The sequence below is a fragment of the Neisseria lisongii genome (assembly GCF_028463985.1).
GTDB classification, from domain to species: Bacteria; Pseudomonadota; Gammaproteobacteria; order Burkholderiales; family Neisseriaceae; genus Neisseria; species Neisseria lisongii.
The window spans coordinates 1282715-1305562 of the sequence record NZ_CP116766.1; the positions used below are offsets into that span (position 1 = coordinate 1282715).

The 22848-nt window shown below is 49.2% G+C and carries 22 protein-coding genes and 6 tRNA genes; 3 read left to right on the top strand and 25 right to left on the bottom strand.

Going from position 1 to position 22848, the window contains the following annotated elements; translation table 11 throughout:
• Nucleotides 1-100 precede the first annotated feature (100 nt).
• The 8 genes from PJU73_RS05815 to PJU73_RS05850 all read right to left on the bottom strand — a co-directional run bounded on the left by PJU73_RS05815 (nt 101) and on the right by PJU73_RS05850 (nt 9969).
• Nucleotides 101-2929, bottom strand: coding sequence for a 2-oxoglutarate dehydrogenase E1 component (locus PJU73_RS05815; protein ID WP_237091430.1), 2829 nt, complete (start codon nt 2927-2929; stop codon nt 101-103).
• Nucleotides 2930-3154: 225 nt separating this feature from the next.
• A complete protein-coding gene (gene gltA, locus PJU73_RS05820; RefSeq protein ID WP_237091439.1) occupies nt 3155-4438 on the bottom strand; it encodes a citrate synthase in 1284 nt (427 codons plus the stop codon).
• Nucleotides 4439-4612: 174 nt separating this feature from the next.
• Nucleotides 4613-4861, bottom strand: a complete 249-nt coding sequence (locus PJU73_RS05825) for an FAD assembly factor SdhE (protein ID WP_237091431.1) — start codon at nt 4859-4861, stop codon at nt 4613-4615.
• 2 nt (nt 4862-4863) lie between these two features.
• Nucleotides 4864-5571, bottom strand: a complete 708-nt coding sequence (locus PJU73_RS05830; protein WP_237091432.1) for a succinate dehydrogenase iron-sulfur subunit — start codon at nt 5569-5571, stop codon at nt 4864-4866.
• 133 nt (nt 5572-5704) lie between these two features.
• Nucleotides 5705-7468: a succinate dehydrogenase flavoprotein subunit gene (gene sdhA / locus PJU73_RS05835; protein WP_237091433.1), complete on the bottom strand. Its 1764-nt coding sequence runs from the start codon at nt 7466-7468 to the stop codon at nt 5705-5707.
• Between the two features lie 2 nt (nt 7469-7470).
• Nucleotides 7471-7812, bottom strand: coding sequence for a succinate dehydrogenase, hydrophobic membrane anchor protein (sdhD, locus tag PJU73_RS05840; RefSeq protein ID WP_237091434.1), 342 nt, complete (start codon nt 7810-7812; stop codon nt 7471-7473).
• Nucleotides 7806-8183, bottom strand: coding sequence for a succinate dehydrogenase, cytochrome b556 subunit (gene sdhC, locus PJU73_RS05845; RefSeq protein ID WP_237091435.1), 378 nt, complete (start codon nt 8181-8183; stop codon nt 7806-7808). Before sdhC ends, sdhD begins: the two co-directional genes overlap by 7 nt.
• A gap of 772 nt (nt 8184-8955) precedes the next feature.
• Nucleotides 8956-9969: an IS110 family RNA-guided transposase gene (locus tag PJU73_RS05850; protein ID WP_272606686.1), complete on the bottom strand. Its 1014-nt coding sequence runs from the start codon at nt 9967-9969 to the stop codon at nt 8956-8958.
• A gap of 578 nt (nt 9970-10547) precedes the next feature.
• Here PJU73_RS05850 and PJU73_RS05855 point away from each other — a divergent pair.
• Entirely contained in the window at nt 10548-11927 is a 1380-nt protein-coding gene (locus PJU73_RS05855) for an alanine/glycine:cation symporter family protein (protein ID WP_237091961.1), read from the top strand.
• Nucleotides 11928-12067: 140 nt separating this feature from the next.
• Here the strand turns inward: PJU73_RS05855 and PJU73_RS05860 are convergent, their stop codons facing one another.
• The 15 genes from PJU73_RS05860 to PJU73_RS05930 all read right to left on the bottom strand — a co-directional run bounded on the left by PJU73_RS05860 (nt 12068) and on the right by PJU73_RS05930 (nt 19454).
• Nucleotides 12068-12430 carry a YbaN family protein gene (locus PJU73_RS05860; RefSeq protein ID WP_272903554.1) on the bottom strand — a complete coding sequence of 121 codons (363 nt, stop codon included), beginning with the start codon at nt 12428-12430 and terminating at the stop codon, nt 12068-12070.
• 3 nt (nt 12431-12433) lie between these two features.
• Nucleotides 12434-13033, bottom strand: coding sequence for a DUF1415 domain-containing protein (locus PJU73_RS05865; protein WP_237091960.1), 600 nt, complete (start codon nt 13031-13033; stop codon nt 12434-12436).
• A gap of 198 nt (nt 13034-13231) precedes the next feature.
• Nucleotides 13232-13357 (bottom strand): hypothetical protein, encoded by a 126-nt coding sequence (locus PJU73_RS09650; RefSeq protein ID WP_443094056.1) that lies wholly within the window; start codon nt 13355-13357, stop codon nt 13232-13234.
• Nucleotides 13358-13500: 143 nt separating this feature from the next.
• Nucleotides 13501-13590, bottom strand: a tRNA-Leu gene (locus PJU73_RS05875).
• 104 nt (nt 13591-13694) lie between these two features.
• A tRNA-Cys gene (locus PJU73_RS05880) sits at nt 13695-13768 on the bottom strand.
• 33 nt (nt 13769-13801) lie between these two features.
• Nucleotides 13802-13877, bottom strand: a tRNA-Gly gene (locus PJU73_RS05885).
• Nucleotides 13878-13905: 28 nt separating this feature from the next.
• Nucleotides 13906-13981: transfer RNA gene (locus PJU73_RS05890), tRNA-Gly, on the bottom strand.
• 27 nt (nt 13982-14008) lie between these two features.
• Nucleotides 14009-14084: transfer RNA gene (locus PJU73_RS05895), tRNA-Gly, on the bottom strand.
• A gap of 16 nt (nt 14085-14100) precedes the next feature.
• Nucleotides 14101-14176 (bottom strand) — tRNA-Gly (locus PJU73_RS05900).
• 90 nt (nt 14177-14266) lie between these two features.
• Nucleotides 14267-14836 (bottom strand): CDP-diacylglycerol--glycerol-3-phosphate 3-phosphatidyltransferase, encoded by a 570-nt coding sequence (gene pgsA, locus PJU73_RS05905; RefSeq protein ID WP_237091958.1) that lies wholly within the window; start codon nt 14834-14836, stop codon nt 14267-14269.
• A gap of 61 nt (nt 14837-14897) precedes the next feature.
• A complete protein-coding gene (locus PJU73_RS05910; protein WP_237091957.1) occupies nt 14898-15440 on the bottom strand; it encodes a type IV secretion protein Rhs in 543 nt (180 codons plus the stop codon).
• Nucleotides 15433-15972, bottom strand: a complete 540-nt coding sequence (locus tag PJU73_RS05915) for a DUF2062 domain-containing protein (protein ID WP_237091956.1) — start codon at nt 15970-15972, stop codon at nt 15433-15435. Before PJU73_RS05915 ends, PJU73_RS05910 begins: the two co-directional genes overlap by 8 nt.
• Nucleotides 15973-16099: 127 nt before the next feature.
• Nucleotides 16100-16660, bottom strand: coding sequence for a FixH family protein (locus PJU73_RS05920; protein ID WP_237091962.1), 561 nt, complete (start codon nt 16658-16660; stop codon nt 16100-16102).
• A 9-nt stretch (nt 16661-16669) separates the two neighbouring features.
• Nucleotides 16670-18142 carry a cytochrome c oxidase accessory protein CcoG gene (gene ccoG, locus PJU73_RS05925; RefSeq protein WP_237091955.1) on the bottom strand — a complete coding sequence of 491 codons (1473 nt, stop codon included), beginning with the start codon at nt 18140-18142 and terminating at the stop codon, nt 16670-16672.
• A 583-nt stretch (nt 18143-18725) separates the two neighbouring features.
• Nucleotides 18726-19454 (bottom strand): YebC/PmpR family DNA-binding transcriptional regulator, encoded by a 729-nt coding sequence (locus PJU73_RS05930; RefSeq protein WP_237091954.1) that lies wholly within the window; start codon nt 19452-19454, stop codon nt 18726-18728.
• Nucleotides 19455-19601: 147 nt separating this feature from the next.
• Here PJU73_RS05930 and PJU73_RS05935 point away from each other — a divergent pair, with 147 nt between their 5' ends.
• Nucleotides 19602-19724: a hypothetical protein gene (locus PJU73_RS05935; protein WP_272606687.1), complete on the top strand. Its 123-nt coding sequence runs from the start codon at nt 19602-19604 to the stop codon at nt 19722-19724.
• Between the two features lie 26 nt (nt 19725-19750).
• The gene (locus tag PJU73_RS05940) at nt 19751-21175 is read left to right on the top strand and encodes an alanine/glycine:cation symporter family protein (RefSeq protein WP_237091953.1); all 1425 of its coding nucleotides are present in this window, start codon (nt 19751-19753) and stop codon (nt 21173-21175) included.
• An 87-nt stretch (nt 21176-21262) separates the two neighbouring features.
• Here PJU73_RS05940 and trhA read toward each other — a convergent pair whose 3' ends face one another.
• Nucleotides 21263-21889, bottom strand: a complete 627-nt coding sequence (trhA, locus tag PJU73_RS05945; RefSeq protein ID WP_237091952.1) for a PAQR family membrane homeostasis protein TrhA — start codon at nt 21887-21889, stop codon at nt 21263-21265.
• Between the two features lie 142 nt (nt 21890-22031).
• The gene (locus PJU73_RS05950; RefSeq protein ID WP_237091951.1) at nt 22032-22676 is read right to left on the bottom strand and encodes an NUDIX hydrolase; all 645 of its coding nucleotides are present in this window, start codon (nt 22674-22676) and stop codon (nt 22032-22034) included.
• Nucleotides 22677-22848: the final 172 nt, after the last annotated feature.

Sequence of the window (22848 nt, forward strand, 5' to 3'; positions counted from 1 at the left end):
TTTCAGACGGCCTGTGATGTTCTCTTGCGGCAACCCTGCCGCAAGCTCGGGATAAGGGATGGCGGCATTCTGCATTTTGCCGACAGAATGCCGTATCGGGTTACTTGGTCAAAGCCTCTTCTACCAACTGCTTCAACTGGGCAACGTGTTTGCTCATATAGCCGACAGCCGGTGCGGCGCTGCTCGGACGGCCTGCGTAAGACAGTTTTTGATTGTCTGCCAACACGCCTTCCAAACGGTGGCGGATTTGATAGAACGCACCTTGGTTTTTCGGCTCTTCCTGCGACCAGATAATCTGTTGTGCATTCGGATATTTCGCCAGTTCGGCTTTGAGTTCGTCATACGGGAACGGATACAGCTGTTCGACACGGACAATCGCCACATCGTTTTCCAAGCCACGCTCTTTGCGGCCTGCCGCCAAGTCATAATACACCTGACCGGCACACAGAACCACCCGCTTCACGCTCTCATTGCTGCTGCGTTCGGCAACATCGCCGATTACCGGACAGAAACGTGAGCCTTCGGTAAAGTTTTCCAGCGGACTCATGGCATCTTTGAAACGCAGCAGGCGTTTGGACATAAACACAACCAGCGGTTTGCGGTATGAACTCAACACTTGGCGTTGCAGCAGATGGAACATTTGCGACGCTTCAGACGGCATAATAATCTGCATATTGTTTTCGGAACACAGCTGCAGCCAGCGTTCGACACGGCCTGAAGAGTGTTCCGGGCCTTGACCGTCATAACCGTGCGGCAAAATGGTGGTCAGACCGCACAAACGGCCCCATTTGGTTTCGCCGGACGACAAGAATTGGTCAATTACCACTTGTGCGCCATTGGCAAAGTCGCCGAATTGGGCTTCCCAAATGGTCAGTTTGTCAGGTGCAGAGCAGGCAAAGCCGTATTCGTACGCCATCACGGCTTCTTCGTTCAAAATAGAATCGATTACCAGGAAATCGCCGGTGTTTTCGCCCATGTGGCGCAACGGAACATAAGCGCCGTCGTCCCATTTTTCACGTTTTTGATCGTGCAATACGGCATGGCGGTGCGAGAATGTACCGCGGCCGGAATCTTCGCCGGAAATGCGTACGCCCGCACCCTTGGTCACCAGATTGGCATAAGCGATGGTTTCCGCCATACCCCAGTCGATTGGTTGCTTGCCAGCCGCCATTGCTTTGCGGGCTTCAATTACCCGTTTGGCTGTTGAATGCAGGGCAAAACCTTCCGGAACGGCTGTGAATTTTTCTGCCAAGCGTTGGATATCGGCCGCCGGCAAACCGGTTTCGACATCTTCCCGCCAATCCTGACCTTGGTATTTCGACCAGTCGATTTGGGTGCGTTGGAAGTTGCTCAATGTGGTTTGTTCGACATGTTCGCCTTTATCCAAAGCATCACGGTATGCCTGAATATAATCATCGGCTTCTTTGGCGGTTACCACGCCTTCGGCAATCAGCTGCTCGACATATTTGGCACGCACGCCCGGATGCTGCGACACTTTTTTATACATCATCGGCTGGGTCAGGGTCGGATCATCGCCCTCGTTGTGTCCCCATTTACGGAAACATACCACATCAATTACGATGTCTTTATTGAATGTTTTGCGGTAGTCCAAGGCTGCTTGAATGGCAAAGCATACACGCTCGGGATCATCGCCATTGACGTGGATAACCGGCGCTGCCACCATTTTGGCGATGTCGGTACAATGCACGGTCGAGCGGGTATCCCGCACATCGGAAGTGGTAAAGCCGATTTGGTTGTTGATGACGATGTGAACCGTACCGCCGGTGGCGTAACCACGGGTTTTGGACAGGTTGAACGTTGCCTGATTGACACCCAAACCGATAAATGCAGAGTCGCCGTGAATCAATACCGGCAACACTTTATCCCGGCCGTTTTCGCCCAAACGCTGCTGTTTGGCACGGGCGGAACCTTCCACCACCGGATTGACGATTTCCAAATGCGACGGGTTAAATGCCAGCGATACATGCATCGGGCCGTTCGGCGTGGCAATATCGGAACTGAAACCCATATGGTATTTCACGTCGCCGCTTGGGTGTTTGATTTCGGCACGGCCTTCAAATTCGGCAAACAAATCGCCCGGTTTTTTACCCAAGGTATTAACCAACACATTCAGACGGCCTCGGTGTGCCATGCCGATGATGACTTCTTCCACGCCGTCTTTACCGGCATTTTGAATCAGGTAGTTCAAGCCGGAAATCACGCTTTCGCCGCCTTCGATACCGAAACGTTTTTGACCGACGTATTTGGTATGCAGGTAACGCTCAAGGGTTTCGGCTGCGGTTAATTCTTTCAGGATTTCACGTTTTTGCTCGACATTGAAGTGAGGAGTCGATAACACGCTTTCGAAATAATTGCGAATCCAGCGGCGCTCTTCGGTACTCGGAATGTGCATATATTCCAAAGCCAGATGACCGCAATAGGTTTGTTTAAGATTGTTGATGATGTCGGACAAGGCCATTTTGTCTTGGCCTAAAAAGTCGCCGTCGCCCATGCTGAACGGTATTGCCATATCAGCATCGGTCAAACCGTGGAATTTGGGATTCAGGGCATCGGAATCTTTTGACGGAATCCGTTTCAGAGGATCAAGCTGCGCCGAACCGACACCCTGTATGCGGTAAGCAGAAATCAAACGCAATACGCCTACCTGTTTTTTCATTATGGCTTCATCCATGGCTGCAGCATTGCCGCCGGAAGTTTTTTGTTTTGCCAAATTGGCAAAAGACTCCCGAATCGGGGCATGGGCAACATCTGTGCCTACTGCGCCTTTTTGCTTGGATAATTCGGTGAAATACTGTTTCCAGTTTTCTTCCACTGAATTGGGATTTTCCAAGAACTGCTCGTACAATTCCTCGATATAAGGCGCATTTGAGCCAAACAGATAAGAGAAATTGAGTTTATCGTCCATCATGGCGTGTGCTCTTTTCTTTAAAGTATGAACAAAGGGTAGAAGTCCGTGTAAATCGCAACGGATTTCAGGCCGTCTGAAAATAACACTTATTCTACCCTATTTTGAACCAAACTATCCATCCGAATATTGAAATTAAAACGGTTTCATTATGTTTTAATTAATCCGGTAGCTTATTCAGTTCCAACCAAACATATCTATTCCGTTAATTCATTACGATGTTGTCAATTAACGTTGGTCGGCCGGCACATAGTCGCGACGCTCGGAACCGGTATAAAGCTGACGCGGTCTGCCGATTTTCAGCGACGGGCTGCCGATCATTTCGTGCCAATGAGAAATCCAACCTACGCTGCGTGCCAAGGCAAAAATCACGGTAAACATTTCAGTCGGAATGCCCAATGCAGACAATACGATGCCTGAATAGAAATCGACATTCGGATACAGTTTGCGCTCGACAAAGAACGGATCTTTCAGGGCAATCTGTTCCAATTCCATTGCCAGTTTGAATTTAGGGCTGTCTTCCAGACCCAATTCTTTCAGCACTTCATAACAGGTCTCACGCATAATGTTGGCACGGGGATCCATGTTGCGGTAAACACGGTGGCCGAAGCCCATCAGGCGGTATTTGCGCTGTTTCACGCCTTCCATGTATTCGGCAACGTTGCTGACATCGCCGATTTCGTCCAACATATTCAGCACGGCTTCGTTTGCCCCGCCGTGAGAAGCACCCCACAAGCAGGCAATACCGGCCGCAATACAGGCAAACGGATTCGCACCCGAAGAGCCTGCCAGACGCACGGTAGAAGTCGAAGCATTTTGCTCGTGGTCGGCATGCAGGATAAAGATGCGGTCGAGCGCTCGAGCCAATACCGGATTCGGTTTATATTCTTCACATGGTGTGGCAAACATCATGTACAGGAAATTTTCGGCATAGCTGAGATTGTTTTTCGGATAATTGAACGGCAAGCCGTTTGAGTAACGGTAACACATTGCCGCAATAGTCGGAATTTTGGAAATCAGGCGGTAAATCGCAATTTTGCGGTGTTCCGGATCGGCAATGTCCAAGCTGTCTTGATAGAAAGCCGACAATGCACCGACTACACCCACCATCATGGCCATCGGATGCGCATCACGGCGGAAACCGCGGAAGAACCAAGTTAATTGCTCATGCACCATGGTGTGGTGGCGTACGATATTGTCAAACTCTTCTTTTTGCTCGGCAGTCGGCAACTCGCCGTAAATCAGCAAATAGCAGACTTCCAGATAATCGGAACGCTCCGCCAGTTGCTCAATCGGATAGCCTCGGTAATACAGCAAACCTTGGTCGCCATCAATATAGGTAATCTTAGATTCGCAGCTTGCGGTCGATACAAAGCCCGGGTCGAATGAAAACAGACCGGTATCTTTGGTTAAGTTGCGGATATCGACAACATCATTGCCTAATGTTGCTTTCAATACCGGAAGCTCTAAGGTTTCTTGGTTTGGGGTATTTAATTTTACTGATTGAGACATCATGCTGCTCCTTTGTGAAGTGGGCGTTACTCTGCCGTTTGGCAGGGCTTGTCCGGCTGTCCGTTTTAACATGAGGGCAGCCAAACGGCTGCACCCATGAATCTTCAAACAACCCTATTTTCAGACGGCATCTGAAAATATTTTTATCTCTACTGCTTTCTGCAACGGGAAAATCTAAGCCTGTCTGATTCGCTGCAACATCGGAATCAAGTGGGCTTTATCGGTTTGCGCAGAACCGTTAATCAGTGCCAGAAGTTCCTGATCTTGAAATTCCAAAATTTCAACCAATTGCGCCAATTCCTGATTGTTCAGCTGCTCAAATTCCCGTTCCATAAACCGGCCGAAGACCAAATCCAGCTCCAACAGTCCCCGGCGGGTTTGAAAACGGATTTTCCGTTTTGCAGTATCATCAAACTCGATCATACTCAGATTGCCCGTTTCAACATAATTTCTTTAATCTTACCGATTGCACGGGTCGGATTCAAGTGTTTAGGGCATACGTCCACACAGTTCATAATGGTATGACAGCGGAACAGGCGGTATGGATCGTTCAGATTGTCCAAACGTTCGTTGGTAATGGTATCACGGCTGTCGGCAATAAAGCGGTAGGCATTCAGCAAACCGGACGGACCGACGAATTTATCCGGATTCCACCAGAACGAAGGACAGGCGGTCGAGCAGCAGGCGCACAAAATACATTCATACAAACCGTCCAACTCTTTACGCTCTTCCTGAGTTTGCAGGCGCTCTTTATCCGCATCAATCGGCGTATCATTGACCACATAAGGTTTAATCGAATGATATTGTTTGAAAAACTGGGTCATATCGACAATTAGATCCCGAATAACCGGCAAGCCCGGCAACGGACGGATTTGAACCGGCTGCTTCAGGCTGCGGATGTCGGTAAGACAGGCCAAGCCGTTTTTGCCGTTGATGTTCATACCGTCTGATCCGCAAATACCTTCACGGCAAGAGCGGCGGAAAGACAAGGTATCGTCTTGCGCTTTCAGTTTGACCAGAGCATCCAAAAGTTTTACATCGCTTGGCTCGATTTCAAGCTCGTAGGCCTGCATATAGGGTTTGGCATCTACATCGGGATTGTAGCGGTAAATTTCAAAACGGACTTTTTCCATAAAAAGTGTTCCTTTGTTGCAGCAGCCCGAATAATATTCTTATTGATTTCGGGCTGTCGGTATCGGTTGGAATGGCTGACGTTTTCAGACGGCATATCCGTTGGGAGGCCGTCTGAAAAGTGCTGCTTATCAATCAATAAACACGTTTTGCCGGCTCGATATAATCAACAGTCAGCGGTTTGGTGTGTACCGGTTTGTAAGTCAGCGTATTGGTCAGCGGATGATACAGAGTGTGTTTCATCCAGTTTTCATCATCACGCTCAGGGTGGTCGTCAGAAGCATGAGCGCCTCGAGATTCCTTACGGGCTTCCGCAGAAACCAGCGTTGCCTTGGCTACTTCGATCAGATTGTCCAATTCCAAGGCCTCGATACGGGCGGTATTCCATACTTGGCTCTTGTCTTTGATTTCGGTGCGTTTGACACGCTCGGCAATCGCCATAACTTTTTGCACGCCTTCACGCAGAATTTCATCGGTACGGAACACGCCGGCATGAAGTTGAACAGAGCGTTGCAGTTCACGGCGCAATTCGTCCACATTTTCACCGTCGGTCTGATTGTTCAGACGATCCAAACGCTGGGCAGTCAGCGCACTGGCATTTTCCGGCAACTCTTTCCAACCTTCTTGCTCTTTGATGAATTTAATCATGCTGTCGCCGGCAGATTTACCGAATACAACCAAGTCCAGCAATGAGTTGGTACCCAGACGGTTGGCACCGTGTACAGACGCACAGGCACACTCACCCGCTGCATACAGACCTTTTACCGGCACTTCGTATTCATCGCCTTGCGGCACAATCACTTCGCCCAGATAGTTGGTCGGAATACCGCCCATCATATAGTGCGTGGTCGGTACCACCGGAATCGGGTCTTTAATCGGGTCGATACCGGCAAACTGAATGGAAATCTCACGGATGCCCGGCAGTTTTTCCATAATTTTTTCTGCGCCGATATGGTCGATTTTTAGCAATACATGGTCTTTATTTTTACCGCAGCCACGGCCTTCGTAGATTTCCATCGCCATCGCACGGGATACCACGTCTCGGGAAGCCAAATCTTTTACGGTCGGTGCATAACGTTCCATAAAGCGTTCGCCGTTGGCATTCAGCAGAATACCGCCCTCACCGCGCACGCCTTCGGTAATCAACACACCTGCTCCGGCCACACCGGTCGGGTGGAATTGCCAGAACTCCATATCTTCCAAAGGAATACCGGCACGGGCGCAAATGCCCAAGCCGTCGCCGGTATTCATATAGGCATTGGTAGAAGAAGCATAAATACGGCCGCCGCCGCCGGTTGCGAACATCACAGCTTTAGCATGGAAAATGTACACGTCGCCGGTTTCCATTTCCATAGCGGTTACACCGACCACATCGCCGTCTTCGTTGCGAATCAAGTCCAAAGCCGTCCACTCGACAAAGAACTGGGTATTGGCACGGACGTTTTGCTGATACAGTGTGTGCAGCATGGCATGACCGGTACGGTCGGCAACGGCACAGGCACGCTCTACCGCACGTTTACCGTGTTCGGCGGTATGACCGCCAAACGGACGCTGGTAGATTTTGCCGCTTTCGACACGGTCAAACGGCATACCCATGTGTTCCAACTCAATCACCGCTTCCGGAGCGGCACGGCACATAAATTCAATCGCATCTTGGTCGCCCAGCCAGTCGGAACCTTTTACGGTATCGTACATGTGCCAGTCCCAACGGTCTTCCTGCACATTACCCAAAGAAGCGGAAATACCGCCTTGCGCCGCAACAGTGTGCGAACGGGTCGGGAATACTTTTGACAATACGGCACAATTCAAACCTGATTTTGATAATTGGAGGGCTGCGCGTAAACCTGCACCACCACCGCCGACAATTACGGCATCGAACTTACGAACAGGAAAACTCATTTTTACCCCCAGATTACTTTAACCGAATAAATCAAACAACCTACCAACCAAACGATGGTTGCCACCTGCAGAAACAGACGCACTCCGAATGGTTTGATATAGTCCATCCATAAATCGCGGATACCCACCCAAGCATGAAGAAACAGGGCGGTAAAACTCAACTGGGTAAACACTTTTACCCAAGTTTGGTCGAAAAACGCCTGCCATGCCGCATATTCTTTCGGCAGCAGCAGCAAAAACGCTACCAATACCACGGTATAAATCAGCATAATCACAGCAGTTGCACGCTGCATTGCCCAATCACGCAAACCGTAGTGGGCGCCGGTTAATTTACGATCTACCATAATAAAGCTCCAATCACCACAGTTAATACCAAAGCGGCTGCAAATACTGTTTTCGCCGTTGCACGGGCAGTATTCAGCGCCAGACCTTTATGGGCATCCAAGAGCAAAAAGCGGATACCGGCAAGCATGTGGTGCATATAGGCCCACAATACGCCGATTAAGGCCAGCTTAACCAAAGGATGCGCCACAAACTGGCGGTAAGACTCAAAGTCTTCCTGATGGCTCAGCGTACCCGACAGCAGCCATAATAAAACAGGCAGGGTAATAAATAAGACAACACCGCTGATACGGTGCAAAATAGAAACAATCCCCGGTATGGGCAAACGGATCTTAGGAAGGTCCAGAAACACGGGACGTGATTTGGCAGGCATGTTATTTCCTCTGCAATTATTTTTCTCAAAACCGAGCAGCTTATTACTACACAAAACTACACCCTATATAATTTACATCTTTTAGCACAATTTGAACAGTCTAATTTGCAAACAAATCGATAAATTTTATGAAATCTCATTCAAACGTCTCGATTTTGCTAGGTTTTATTTACTAGAAAATCTAGTTCTTCAGTATGATTCTGCAAAATATTTACTTTCAAATGATTGTTTACAATCCACTCTTTTGCACAAATTCAAATGGCTCTCGAAAACAGGCTGCTGATACATCTGCGCAACAACCTATCAATATGGACTAATGGGCATTTGGGATGACTTCCAGAGAACTTAGCTCCTAATGGACAAAAGGGATGATTTCTCATCCCTTTTCCTATTCCGAAATACCCAAAAAGTTCTCAATAAACAGCTTCTTCCCTTCAATCCCCAGTCCCAGATGACAGCGGTTTTTAATCTTTAATTCACCAAATTTACCTTCTAGCCGATTGGTCGTAGTCGGGATTGCCAATTCCTTATTCTGTTCACATGTAAACAGATAGATACTATATAGTGAATTAACCGAATTTCCAGCACGTTCCAAACCCAACACGCCCGTCATTCCGACGAAAGTCGGAATCCATCCAGGCGGCTTAGGTAACTGTTTTTTTCTTGACGGTTTCCGAACCTGATAGATGGATTCCGACTTTCGTCGGAATGACGAATCTGCTTGAAAATCGTACAGTTTATTAAGTGGATTTACTATAAGCCCCCCAACAAATCAAGCCTTATCCAGACACATTTTCGCATAGCGTTCTTCGTTAAAGGGTTGTTGGTACTTCAATACAGATTGGGCAATGGTCACGAGTTTACGCATCAGAGCCACAATCACGGCTTTTTTCGCCAGTTTATTACGCTCCAGCAAGCGTTGGACAAACGGGCTGTAAATACTGTCTTTATGTATGCCGAAGCAAAACACCATCGCAGGCATATAGAGTATCTTCCTCAAATCACTCTGTCCGATACGGGAGATACCGACCCGCTTATCTACACTCGTTCCCGATTGTCTGACCATCGGGGTCAGTCCGGCGTAGGTCGCAGCAGCCCTTCCATTTTTAAACCGAGTGCCGTCGCCCAGTATGGCGAGCAGCCAACAGGCTGTGGTTTTGCCGATGGCGGGAATACTGCTCAACAGACGATGGTTGTGTTTCAACTGCTCATCCTGTTTCACCAACTGATGAATATGCGTTTCAACAGTTTTGACTTCGCACTCAAGAAAAGCAATCAGACGTTCGGACGAAACCATTGCATACTCGTCCAACAGCATCTGCAGCCGGACTTTTTCTTTGGTCAGCGCTGCTTTTAAATGTTCGAGATGGCGAAGTTGGCGCAATAAGGCTTTTTCGTTATTGCCCTTCGGTTGCCACAGGTCAAATTCATGAACATAGCTTTCGGCTAAGCGGGCAAGTAATTTGGCATCCGCTTTGTCGGTTTTGGAACGTAAGTTCAAACCTTTGGCAAAGTTGGCGGCACATTTGGGATTAATCACCACTACTGAATGTCCGGCCGTATATAAGTATTCGCACAACCTTTCGTGATAGACGTTTGTCGCTTCCATCACGATATAGAGCGGCTTATCCGAAAAGCTGTTCAGCCATTCGCTCAGAGCAGCAAATCCTTTCGGATGGTTCTCAAACTGGTGGTGTTGATACACTTTTGCGGATTTTTTGACTGCGACATCGAACTTTAACTTGGCAATATCGATGCCGATAAAATAAAATGGGGTGTCCATCATGCTCCTAACCTTGTGAATGCAGACTATGCACAGCATGTCTATGATACTATTCGGGGTGTTTGGACATTGAAAACAGGCTTTTATCTACGTCGCGGGCTTTGAAGCCCAAGGTTGGCGTACAACTCTATTTTCAATCCCGCCCCTGATAGCTGCTTCTGTCGGGGGCTTTTTATTTTATCTTGTGGTTGGTGTTTCTTATACAAGGTGTGGTTAGCGAGGCACGAGCGTAACCCAACAAAATCTTATGTTTTAAGGTATTTCCAATCGTGTTGGGTCGCGACCCAACCTACGCCCGTTCTCTTTCTTAAGTGAATTTTCTATCGTCAAAAATGTTGACAATATGCCGCAGATGGTCTGACCAAATCGTTAAAAATCTCAAAAATTTACAAAATCGTCTATTTATTTTTTATTTTAAATCAAATATATATTTTAAAACCTATTAAATCGGTGCAGAAAAACGCTATTAATCATTTATTTTTCATTGCATTTTTTAACACTTTATGCTGAAATGTTTTGTGTACAACAGGCAAATCGATGATGTGCCTGATTTGCCTGATAACAGACCATAGGAGAAAAATATGGAAGCGTTAAAGCAGTTTTTTGATACAGTAGGCGGCTGGGTGTGGGGGCCGGTGATGCTGTGCCTGCTGGTCGGCACCGGCATACTGCTCACCGTATGCCTGAAAGGCCTGCAGTTTACCATGCTCGGCTATGCGCTCAAGCAAGCGTTCATGCCGCATAAACCCAAACACGACGGCAGCGACCACGAAGGCGATATTTCCCACTTCGGCGCACTAATGACCGCACTCTCCGCCACCATCGGTACCGGTAATATTGCCGGTGTTGCCACTGCGGTTGTTGCCGGCGGCCCCGGTGCAGTATTCTGGATGTGGATTACCGCCATTTTCGGTATGGCGACCAAATACGGCGAAGGCGTGTTGGCAGTGAAATACCGTGTCAGCAACAAAAAAGGCGAAATGTCCGGCGGTCCGATGTATTACATTGAAAAAGGCTTGGGCAAAAACTGGAAATGGATGGCATACGCCTTCGCTCTGTTCGGCACGCTTGCTTCATTCGGTATCGGCAGCTCGGTTCAATCCAATTCGGTGGCACAAGCCGTGGAAACCAGTTTCCATATCGCCCCCGCCTATACCGGCGTGGTCTTGACTATTTTCACCGCCATTGTCGTTTTGGGCGGTATTCAGGGGATTGCCAAAGCCTCATCATTTATTGTGCCTGCTATGGCCATCTTCTATGTGGTCGGCGGCTTGGTGATTATCGCCTTCAATCTCGATTTGGTGATGCCGGCGCTCAATATCATCTTCTCTGATGCCTTTACCGGACAAGCCGTTGCGGGCGGCGCACTGGGTACGGTAATCCGCTACGGCGTAGCCCGCGGTGTATTCTCAAACGAAGCCGGTATGGGTTCGGCACCGATTGCCGCCGCAGCCGCCAAATCCGACCATCCGGTACGCCAAGGTTTGGTGTCGATGACCGGCACATTCTTAGATACCATTGTCGTATGTTCGATTACCGGCATTGTTTTGGTAATGGGACTGCTTGGCGCAGGTGGGGAATTTATCAAACCGGAAACCAGCGGCGCAGCCTTAACCACCATTGCCTTCGGCAAAATGCTTCCCGGTGTCGGCAACTGGATTGTAACCATCGGCTTGATTTTCTTTGCCTATTCCACCATTTTGGGCTGGTGCTACTACGGTGAAAAATGTGCAACTTATGTATTCGGCGACAAATTCGCCAATATCTACCGAGTGATTTACGTTGCTTCCGTGATGATGGGTACCGTTATGAGCCTCGACTTCGTATGGCTCGCCGCAGACACCTTCAACGGCTTGATGGCACTCCCCAACCTGATTGCCTTACTGCTGTTGGCAAAAGTGATCGTCAGCGAAACCCGAGATTTCAAAGCCAAAATCAAAAGCGGAGAATTGCCGCATTGATTGGGTAACACTCAAAAACATAAAAAATCCATATTCTCAAATTGGGAATATGGATTTTTATTATGTGTACTGAATTTGGTAATACAATTTATAGAAAGGCCGTCTGAAAACGGGGTTAAAGTGGCCACGCCAAACTTAATTTAGGCATCGGGCAGCCGCCACATCCACAGTGCAGTTGTGATGCAGACTAGAGAACAGGCAGCGCCGAGCCACCAGTATTGCGGGAAACGCCAAAACAGCATAGCACAGGAAACCGCCATCATTGAAAATGCCAGATATTTGGCTTTGCGGGGAACGGCACGGCGGCTTTCCCAATTTTGCACCATCGGGCCGAAATAGCGGTGCTGCTTCAGCCAACGGTGGAATTTGGGTGAGGCTTTTGCCCAGCAGGCGGCAGCCAGCAACACAAACGGCGTGGTCGGTAATACCGGCAGAAATATGCCGATAATGCCCAAAAGCAGGGCGATTGCGCCGAATGTCCAAAAAATATAGCGCAAAATCATGGCTTAATCCGTTTTGTCCGAAGCCGTACCGTTTGCCTGATGAAACGGGCAGGCGGGTAAATCAAGTTCCGCCCAGCCGCTGTGTCCCATTTTATTCAACAACTCGATATTGCGTTCAAAAATCGCCGCCGCATCAGGAAATGCCTGCGCCGCTTTGCTGATGCTGTCTTCACGGATTAAATGCAGGGTCGGATAGGGTGAGCGGTTGGTGTAATTGCTGATGTCGTCCGCTTCGGTATCGGCGAATTGAAACTGCGGATGAAACGGCGCAATCTGAATCACGCCTTCCAAACCGTTTTCCACCACAGCAGAATCGGCAAGGTCAAGCATATCGTTGAAAACCAAAAAATCGTGAAACAGAGCGGGGTGAACCAATAATGTGGTTTCCAGCTCATCGGCAGGCGTTTGCCCCAAAAGTTGCAGCTCGCGATCCAAGTCTTCCAAAAAACCGTCCAAATGCTTGGCTTGGCTGACGGCAATCCGCACCAGATTTTTCACATGCGGCGCTTTGGCAAACGGGCAGAGATTCAGACCGATAACAGCTTTTTCCAGCCATTCACGGGTATGGGCGGCAACGGTTTCATCATCAGGAGGCGTGTACATAATCGGAACTTATTGATAATAATGGTTATCAATTATAGCAGAGGCAAGTAAAAGGCGGAACAAACGGCGGGATGGTTTACATTTAGGACTATAGTGAATCCACTTAAAAATCCATACAATTTTCCGATACCCCCGTCATTCCGACGAAAGTCGGAATCCATCTATCAGATTCAGAAACTGTCAAGAAAAAACAGTTTCCTAAGCCGCTGAAATAGATTCCGACTTTCGTCGGAATGACGGGCATGTTGGGTTTAGAATGTGCTGGAAATTTGGTTGATTCACTATATATCTTTGCCTGCCGTTTTGACGGCCGTTTTTGACCAGGGTGTTTTTGAGGCAAAAGGGGCATTTTTTGTATTTATTGGTAAAAAATCATGTTTTCAGACGGCATCAGTTAAATCAATTTCAAAACAGCCAAATGATACAAACAACAAAAAAGCCCAAACGATTGTTTGAGCTGGAATATTTGGTGCCCGGAGCCGGAATCGAACCGGCACGACCTGTTTAGGGTCGACGGATTTTAAGTCCGTTGTGTCTACCTATTTCACCACCCGGGCGCAGATGGATATAAAACTGGAGGCGGGGGCACGGATTTTAACCGGCCTACATAAGGATTGCACTCCTTATGGCATAAACACTCTGCCACCCCGCCGGAAGAATATGGAGGCGAGAGTCGGAATCGAACCGGCGTAGACGGATTTGCAATCCGCTGCATAACCACTTTGCTATCTCGCCAAAGAAATACCTATAGAAACATAGGATTTAACTTGGAGCGGGAAACGAGTCTCGAACTCGCGACCTCAACCTTGGCAAGGTTGCGCTCTACCAACTGAGCTATTCCCGCAATTTTTTAAAACGTATCATTAAAAGAGTGGAGCGGGAAACGAGTCTCGAACTCGCGACCTCAACCTTGGCAAGGTTGCGCTCTACCAACTGAGCTATTCCCGCATTTTGGAATGATACATTTAGATAACTTGGAGCGGGAAACGAGTCTCGAACTCGCGACCTCAACCTTGGCAAGGTTGCGCTCTACCAACTGAGCTATTCCCGCATTCATTAAATCTGAGTGGAGCGGGAAACGAGTCTCGAACTCGCGACCTCAACCTTGGCAAGGTTGCGCTCTACCAACTGAGCTATTCCCGCTCAAATTTAATGTTTGCCACTCTCCGTAGCAAAGAAGCCGCTATTATTATGGATTTCATTTCGGCCGTCAAGCATTTTTTCGTTTATTTTTTACTTTTTGATAACTTCCTGCCACGCCATTTTCAGGTAGTAAAACATCGACCACACGGTCAGCATAGCGGCAACACACATTAAAATATTGCCAATCATAATGAAATCAAAACGATAAAATTCATTATCCCCCAACAGCAGTAAAAATATCGCCAGCATTTGCGCCGCCGTTTTTAATTTGCCGATGGTGGCTACGGCAACGCTGTTGCGTCTGCCCATCTGCGCCATCCATTCCCTTAAGGCGGAAATGGTGATTTCCCGACCGATAATGATAATGGCGAAAATCACATACGTCCGCTGTTCGGCAACCAGCAACAGCAGCGCCACCGCCACCATCAGTTTATCGGCAACCGGATCGAGAAATGCGCCGAAATCGGAAGTTTGCCGCCACAATCGGGCTAAAAATCCGTCAAACCAATCGGTTACGGCGGCAACGGCAAAAATCAGGGCGGCGGCAAGGTTTACGGTTTGCGGTTCAATCCATGTGGTCGGCAAATAAAATAAAACCGTGAATATCGGAATCAGCAAGACCCGAGTCCATGTCAGCAAAATGGGAATATTCCAAGGCATTGTGCCGGTTCTCCTACTTAATATTTTATTGTCAATGAAAATGAAATCCGCCAATCTTGCGTTATTTGCGGTAAAACGGCAACGGCCAATATTTCGGCAAACCAGTTCGGCGGGTCGGGTCTGCCAGAAAGGGCTGCAGAATATTTCGGTACGCAGCCAGTTGGGGGGTATGGCGGTTGGCCGGTAAATAGCGGGCGGCATAATAATGTGCCAGAAAATCCGCCTGCTGTTCCATATTCAAGTCTGAAAAACAGGTGATTTCCGACAAGGGCGGATAACGGTATGCCCTGCTGCGGAAATATCCGCCGACCGCCATCAGCAGCAGCCCCGCCCACCATGTCCGGAAGCCTTTTTGATATTGCCAGACATGGGTTAATTCGTGAATCAGCCACATTTGGTATGCCACATCAGCGCAGGCAAAATCGGGCGGGAAATGGTTGCGCGGGAAATAAATATGGCCGTTGGGCGAAACGGCATTACGGCTGTGCGGCAAACCGGGTATGCCCCGATAAATTCTGATTTTCCGGTAATCGAGGCCGTCTGAAAACACCTTTTTGGCACAGGCAATTTCAGACGGCGTTAAATAGCGCCAGCGTTCAGCCACAACGTTGCTTCCGTTTCTGCCAGCGGCGGCATGTATGGCACCGCCACACCAGCAATACGCTGAAATAAGCGGTCAGCGCCAAGCTCAAGCCCAACACGGGAACGCCAATCAATAAAGGTTTGCCTGCGCCCAGCAGCCATTGCCACAGTTCGGCCAGAAAACTGCTGCCGTGCCAATCGGGGAACGCCCATTCTGCTTCACCGCCGCCCAAAATCGATGCGCCGATTCGGTAGGCGGCATAATAAAGCGGCATATAGGTCAGCGGATTGGTATAAAGCGTGGTAAACACTGCCACCGGTAAATTGGTGCGCAAAATATAGGCAACCATCAGGGCGCTGAGCATTTGCGTCGGCCCCGGCATCAGGCCGCAGAACATGCCCACCGCCACTGCCAATGCCGCCTGCCTGCGGTTGAGCTGCCAAAAATACGGCTTGTCAAACAACGGCGCAAACGGTTTGCTCCAGCGTGAAGCAAAAATCTGCTCTCTCGAAGGAAGATGTTGGCGCAGGGATTTTTTGGGTGTTTTGTTCATAAACAGTCGGCATCGTTTCCAGTGCACGAAAGCCGTCTGAAAACGAACATCATCGCAATAGTGGAATAAATACAGAACCCTACTTATTTTCCGCTCGCAATCATGCGATTTTCAGACGGCCTGTCTGCTATTCCGAAGCCTTGTTTTCAGGTGCAAACAGTTTGTTCATGGCCGTCAGATTGATGGCATTGCCCTGACTGACGATCCATTTTTCTTCCACCCGCCAAATGCCCGCCTGATCTTCCACCCGCACATACCAATGGTTGGCATGCGGCAAGGGTTTGAACACGGCATCGTATTCGGCACGCATTTTGCTGTTGTCCGGCGAGGCGGCTTTCAACGCCACCACTTGGTCGTCGGCTTTTTTGGTCGGGTGCAGCAACACCAGATTCAAAGGCGCTTTCGGATCGAAGTCGCCGCTAACAAATACTTTCGCTGCATCAGCATCGGGCGACACCAACACTTGCACCTGAATATGACGCTTAACCGCTTCTTCGTCCCGCCGTAACTCAATGTCGATGTGTTTACCGTCTTTATAATAATCATCGCTGACCAAATCGGTCATGTGTTCTTTGGCAACGAAAAACATCGCTACGCTGGCAATCACGACAAAAATCGGCCCCGCCATCAATACCCACGGCCAAATGTGTTTGTACCAAGGCTTGGCGGACTTGCTCTGTTTGGACATCATATTTTCTTATTCTCCAATAAATACAGCGTCTTCGGTAATCACGGTTTGCTCTTCAGCGCCGCTTTCGTGATAACGGAAGGTAAATTGCAGCGGGTGGCTGCCTTTGTCGGCATATTCCGGAATGGTGGATACCTGAACCGGCACGGTAACGGTTTCCCGAGGCGCAATTTTGATGCCGTCCTCCGGCAAGCCGGTCAGAGCAATATCTTCAAAACCGCTGACAGAAGCCGTTAATACCTGCTCCCGCTCGCTGTTGTTGATAATCCGCAGATTATAGGCATTTTCCAGCCAGCCTTTGCTGTTTTCCCGCACCATCACGCCACGGTCTTTCAAAATATCCACTTCGACCATTTTGCGGTGGGAAATGCCGACCAGAAATGCAATCACCACCACCGCCAATACCGCACCGTAACCCGCAACCCGCGGTCGTTTCAGGCGTTTTTTAATATCTTTTTCTTCGTATTCGTGTTCCAGCGCACCCTCGGTGGTATAGCGGATCAGGCCTCGGGGATAATTCATTTTATCCATGATTTCATCGCAGGCATCGATACAGGCGGCGCAGCCGATACATTGGTATTGCAGGCCGTTGCGGATGTCGATACCGACCGGACACACCTGAACGCACATGGCACAGTTGATACAGTCGCCCAAACCGGCTTCTTTGGGATCGACATTTTTCTTACGTGCGCCGCGCAGTTCGCCCCGTTCGACATCATAAGAAATAATCAACGTATCCTTATCAAACATGGCGCTTTGGAAACGGGCATACGGACACATATGCAGGCACACTTTTTCCCGCATGATGTGGGCGAAGAAAAAGGTAACAAAACCGTAAAACGCAGCAGCAAAAATCGCACCGCCGCCGGCATTGAATGTAAACAGCGCCGGTACAAATTCCCGAATCGGGTTGAACCAGCCGGCAAAGGTAATGCCCGTCCAAGCGCAAAACAGGAAAATCAGCAGGTATTTGGTGGCTTTGATGCGGATTTTTTCAAAATTCCACGGCGCTTTTTCCAGTTTCAAACGTTTGTTGCGGTCGCCCTCCACCAAGTTGTCGATCCACAACATGATTTCGGTATAAACCGTTTGCGGACAGGAATAGCCGCACCACAACCGCCCTGCAATCGTCGTCCACCAAAACAGGCCGAAGGCGCAAATCATCAGCAGCAGCGCCAGATAAATCAAATCGCCCATGCCCAGCGACAGGCCGAAAATATAGAAATGGCGGTCGGGAATATCAAACAATACCGCCTGACGGCCGCTCCAGTTGAACCACGGAATCACATAAAATACAAACTGGGTGGCCAAAACCGCCAAAATCCGCAGCTTGGCAAACCGCCCTTCCGCCTTTTTCGGGTGAATCCGCTCGCCGGCGGGGTGAATCTGAATCACGCTCGCCTGCGAATGAACCGCTTTTTTTCGAGAAGACCCGTCTTGTTCGGCTTGGCGGGCGAGTTTATTCTCATTTTCTGGTTGCATATCGGCGTTCCTTAAAATAATCGGCCTTTGTCGTACCGTACGGCCATTCAGGTCGGGCGGCGTTGCTGTTTTCAGACGGCCTTCGGGCGTTTACCGCCCTAAAATCAAATTTCTGAAATCATATCACTTAACCGCCTGCCAAAGCAAAATTATCCGCCACGTCCAAGCCCCAAACAGCGTATCCAAACCACTGATTTGATATGATAATTATTCTCAATAAGTAATTAATGAACTGATGTACTGCTACCAAGTTTTTGAATATGTTCCCGTATAGTGAATTACCCAAAAAATATTACAACCAAGTGAACCACCCTTCCCGCCAGTGAGACGGGGAACAATGTGTAGCGTGCTTGCCTAAGCATGCACGTATTCTTTAAATTCCACATGAATGCCGTCTGAAAACCGTAGGTTTCGCCAAAACGAGGGTAACGAGTTTCTGCGCAGCTAAAACCGAAGGTTTCGCTAAAACGAGCAAAGCGAGTTTCTGCGCAGCTAAAATCATGTTTTCAGACGGCCTCAAACGATACAAAAAAAGCCCGACGGGAAATCCGTCGGGCTTTTTGATGATCGGTTCATGCAAAGATTATTCGCCCAAATCCAAAACGGCGGAGGTGTAAACGTTTTGCACGTCGTCGAGATTTTCCAATGCGTCCAGAAGTTTCTGCATTTTAACGGCATCTTCGCCGGTCAAGACGGTTTCGTTTTGCGCACGCATGGTTACGTCGCCGTCTTGGGAAGTGAAGCCTGCGGCTTCCAATGCGGCTTTCACACCCGCCCAGTCGTTAGGGGCGGTAACCACTTCGATAATGCCTTCATCATCGACAATCACATCTTCGGCACCGGCTTCCAGAGCGGCTTCCATCAGTGCATCTTCATCGGCATCGGTAAATACCAGATAGCCTTGGTGAACGAAGTTGAACGCTACGCAGCCGTCGGTACCCAGATTGCCGCCGTTTTTGCTGAAGGCATGGCGCACGTCGGCAACGGTACGGGTTTTGTTGTCGGTCATGCAGTCCACCATCAGCGCTGCACCGCCGATGCCGTAGCCTTCGTAGCGCAGTTCGACATATTCCACGCCTTCCAGATTGCCGGTACCTTTGTCGATGGCACGTTGGACGTTGTCTTTGGGCATATTGGCATCCCACGCTTTGTCCATAGCCAAACGCAGGCGGGGGTTGGAAGCAGGGTCGCCGCCGCCGAGTTTGGCGGCTACGGTAATCTCTTTAATCAGTTTGGTAAAAATTTTGCCGCGTTGGGCATCGACACGGGCTTTTTTGTGTTGGATATTCGCCCACTTGCTATGGCCTGCCATGTAGATTCCTTTCGTTTTCCGCAACTTATCGCTGCAGCCTGAGTTAATTTTCAAGCGGTGGATTTTATCATAGTTTTACAGCACTGAAAAATGCCTGTTGTCGGGAAAGCGGAATTATGAATATTTTAATTATCCAAACTTTGCGGTATGATAGCCGCCGAATGCCGTCGTCGTAATGATGATTTTCAGACGGCCTTCCCCGCCCTTGCGGCCTGCTCGCTGCAATGGATACGGGAACGGTTTGCGGCGGGACAGTCGCCCGCTGCTTAATCTTATTTCTTATAAAGGTATTATTTATGGAAGCTCAACTGTCTGCACTGGTGGGTGCGGTCAATACTGTCCTGTGGGACTATTTACTGATTTATGCGCTGCTCGGTATCGGGCTGTTTTTCACGGTTTATCTGGGTGCGCCGCAAATTACCAGACTGGGAACAGGATTCAAATCGGTGTTCGGCGGCCTGTTTTCCAAATCGGGCAAGGATACCGACCAAAAATCGCTTTCTCAATTTCAGGCTTTGGCGGTGGCAATTTCCGCTCAAATCGGTACGGGCAACGTTGCCGGTGTCGCCACAGCGATTACGGCGGGCGGCCCCGGTGCGGTGTTTTGGATGTGGCTTTCTGCCGTTTTGGGCATGTCCACGATTTTCGCCGAAGCGGTGTTGGCACAAAAATACCGTGTCATCAGCCAAGGTAAATATATCGGCGGCCCGGCGTTTTATATCACCCACGGTTTGTCGCCGAAAATCGGAAAAGGGGCGGCACGCTTTCTGTCGGGCTTGTTCTCGGTTGCCCTGATTCTGGCCTTGGGCTTTATCGGCAACGCCACGCAGGCCAATTCGATTGCGTCGGCGGTAACGGTGGCGTTTAATCTTCCGGCCTTGGGGGTCGGGATTGCGCTGGCGCTACTGACCGGTTTGATTGTAATCGGCGGAGTGAACCGCATTGCCAATGTTGCCCAGTTTGTCGTGCCGTTTATGGCGCTGATTTATATTGTGTGCGCCGTGGTGATTCTGTTCCAATATGCCGATCATATTTATCCGATGATGCACGATATTTTCACCGCTGCATTCAATCCTGAAGCAGTTTTGGGCGGCGCTGCCGGTATCGGTATGTGCGAAGCCATCCGCTTCGGCGTGGCACGGGGGCTGTTTTCCAACGAAGCCGGTATGGGTTCGACCCCGCACGCCCACGCTACTGCAGATGTCAAACACCCTGTCCAACAAGGCATGGCGGCATTTATCGGCGTGTTTATCGATACCTTGCTGGTCTGCACCGCCACCGCTCTGATTATCCTGCTGACCGATGCCGGACGTTCGGGCTATCAGGGCGCAGCGCTGACCCAATATGCGTTTACCACAGCTTTCCCCGGCTTCGGTAGCCAACTGCTCGCCATCTGCCTGACTTTCTTTGCTTTTACCACCATTATCGGCTGGTATTATTTCGGCGAATCCAACATCCGCTTCTTATTCCGAGGCAAACACTTGGTGGTTTATCGGGGCTTGGTGCTGCTGGCGATTGTATTGGGAACGCTGGGCAAAGTCGATTTGGTGTGGAGCTTATCGGATATGTTCAACGGCTTTATGGTAATTCCGAACCTGATTGCCCTCTTCCTGCTGCGCCGTGAAATCCGTGCCGTTTACGATGATTATCTGACGCAGAAAAAAACCGGCGGTGAACCGATTTACCGATATGAAACGCACGAGTTTCACGAAAAATCCTGATAGCAAATTCACTATCTGAAACCAAAAAACCTTTCCGGCTATGGCTCGGAAAGGTTTTTTTGAGTGAGGCCGTCTGAAAATGCGGCTTCAAATCACATAAAAATAAATACAGACAAACTGCGCCAAGCTGCCTGCCATCACAAAAATATGCCAGATGCCGTGGCCGTGTTTGATTTTGGTATCATTAACAAACCAATAAATCCCCATGCTGTATAACACGCCGCCGGCTACCAGCCAAAACAGCCCCGCCGTTTCCAAAGCCTGCACCAGCGGATAAAGCGCCACCACAATCAGCCAGCCCATCACCACATAAATCAGCATCGACAGCAGCCGTTTTTCACTTTTACGCCCCAGCGTCAGTTCCTGAATAATGCCGAACAGCGCCAACCCCCACGACACGCCGAACAAACTCCAGCCCCAGCCACCCCGCAGCGTAACCAGTGTAAACGGCGTATAACTGCCCGCAATCAAAAGATAAATCATACAGTGATCTACCTTTTGCAAAATCAGTTTCAGCTTAGGCTTGGGGATACTGTGATACAGCGTCGAGCCGAGATACAGCAGGCACAAGCACAAACCGTACACCAGCGCACCGGCAAATTTATAGCCGTCAAAATGCGCCACCGCCTTGCTCATCAGCAACGCCGTTCCCGTTACCGCCATCATCGTACCGACCAGATGGCTGTATGCGTTGAAGCGCTCTCCCTGATACATAAACGTATTCTCATTCAAATAAAAAGGCTTACAGTGTACGGCAAAACGTTCAGATTGCGAATCAGGCAAATCATAAAAACAGGTTAAACCCCCGAATGCCCGCCCGATATTGTGTACTCCCTTTAAACACAGCCAACGCCGTTTATTCCAAAGCGGCTTCGCAATACGCCCGATAACGTTCCGCCAAACCATATAAAATCACCGCCGTCAGCCCCCAAATATCATAATCACGATACGGCAAAACCGGCGAATCAATGCTTTTTCCATTGTAATTCAACACACGGCTGCGATAATTTTCAGGATTGAGCGCCAATACCAGCGGCAAATAAAATACTTCCGCCACTTCGGCTGCATTCACCTCAATTTTCGGACTGCGGCGGCACAACGCAGGAACGGCATAAACTTCATAACCCGACGGCGTATAATCGGGCGGCAATACGGGAAACGTCTGCCACTCATGCGCCGCAATCCCGATTTCTTCCGCCGTTTCCCGCAAAGCCGTCGCCGTCAGACTCACGTCCAGCCCTTCCCTGCCGCCGCCCGCCAAAGCAATCTGCCCGCCGTGGTGCCGCAGCGAAGCCGCACGGCGGGTCAGCACAATCTGCCATTGCTGCTGATGATACACGCACGCCAACAACACCGCCGCCTGCTTGAAACATCTGTTTTCAATATCCAAAATACCGTTGCGGGCAAGCTGGGTCGGGCTGGCATAATCCGCAGCTTTGATAAGGAAATCACTAAGTTTTTCGGCGTTCATATCGGCTGATGGGAAAATGGAAAACATCATCTTATCACACCGGTTAAGCGGAAAAATATAGTGAATTAACTGAATTTCTCACACATTCCAAACTCAACACGCCCATTATTCCAACCAACGTAAGCCGGAATAATGGGTATTTGAAATATCGTATGGTTGATTAAGCGGATTGACTATAGTAAATCAATCAAAAAAATATGAC

Bases quoted from the DNA above. Each gene is read 5' to 3' on its own strand.
- PJU73_RS05865 (WP_237091960.1), bottom strand. From the start codon at position 13,033: ATGTACACGCCTCCTGATGATGAAACCGTTGCCGCCCATACCCGTGAA.
- PJU73_RS05950 (WP_237091951.1), bottom strand. From the start codon at position 22,676: ATGATGTTTTCCATTTTCCCATCAGCCGATATGAACGCCGAAAAACTT.
- PJU73_RS05930 (WP_237091954.1), bottom strand. From the start codon at position 19,454: ATGGCAGGCCATAGCAAGTGGGCGAATATCCAACACAAAAAAGCCCGT.
- PJU73_RS05935 (WP_272606687.1), top strand. From the start codon at position 19,602: ATGATAGCCGCCGAATGCCGTCGTCGTAATGATGATTTTCAGACGGCC.
- trhA (WP_237091952.1), bottom strand. From the start codon at position 21,889: ATGTATCAGGGAGAGCGCTTCAACGCATACAGCCATCTGGTCGGTACG.
- PJU73_RS05825 (WP_237091431.1), bottom strand. From the start codon at position 4,861: ATGATCGAGTTTGATGATACTGCAAAACGGAAAATCCGTTTTCAAACC.
- gltA (WP_237091439.1), bottom strand. From the start codon at position 4,438: ATGTCTCAATCAGTAAAATTAAATACCCCAAACCAAGAAACCTTAGAG.
- ccoG (WP_237091955.1), bottom strand. From the start codon at position 18,142: ATGCAACCAGAAAATGAGAATAAACTCGCCCGCCAAGCCGAACAAGAC.
- sdhD (WP_237091434.1), bottom strand. From the start codon at position 7,812: ATGGTAGATCGTAAATTAACCGGCGCCCACTACGGTTTGCGTGATTGG.
- PJU73_RS05920 (WP_237091962.1), bottom strand. From the start codon at position 16,660: ATGTCCAAACAGAGCAAGTCCGCCAAGCCTTGGTACAAACACATTTGG.
- pgsA (WP_237091958.1), bottom strand. From the start codon at position 14,836: ATGCCTTGGAATATTCCCATTTTGCTGACATGGACTCGGGTCTTGCTG.
- PJU73_RS05855 (WP_237091961.1), top strand. From the start codon at position 10,548: ATGGAAGCGTTAAAGCAGTTTTTTGATACAGTAGGCGGCTGGGTGTGG.
- PJU73_RS05850 (WP_272606686.1), bottom strand. From the start codon at position 9,969: ATGATGGACACCCCATTTTATTTTATCGGCATCGATATTGCCAAGTTA.
- sdhA (WP_237091433.1), bottom strand. From the start codon at position 7,468: ATGAGTTTTCCTGTTCGTAAGTTCGATGCCGTAATTGTCGGCGGTGGT.
- PJU73_RS05915 (WP_237091956.1), bottom strand. From the start codon at position 15,972: ATGAACAAAACACCCAAAAAATCCCTGCGCCAACATCTTCCTTCGAGA.
- PJU73_RS05940 (WP_237091953.1), top strand. From the start codon at position 19,751: ATGGAAGCTCAACTGTCTGCACTGGTGGGTGCGGTCAATACTGTCCTG.
- sdhC (WP_237091435.1), bottom strand. From the start codon at position 8,183: ATGCCTGCCAAATCACGTCCCGTGTTTCTGGACCTTCCTAAGATCCGT.
- PJU73_RS05860 (WP_272903554.1), bottom strand. From the start codon at position 12,430: ATGATTTTGCGCTATATTTTTTGGACATTCGGCGCAATCGCCCTGCTT.
- PJU73_RS05815 (WP_237091430.1), bottom strand. From the start codon at position 2,929: ATGATGGACGATAAACTCAATTTCTCTTATCTGTTTGGCTCAAATGCG.
- PJU73_RS05830 (WP_237091432.1), bottom strand. From the start codon at position 5,571: ATGGAAAAAGTCCGTTTTGAAATTTACCGCTACAATCCCGATGTAGAT.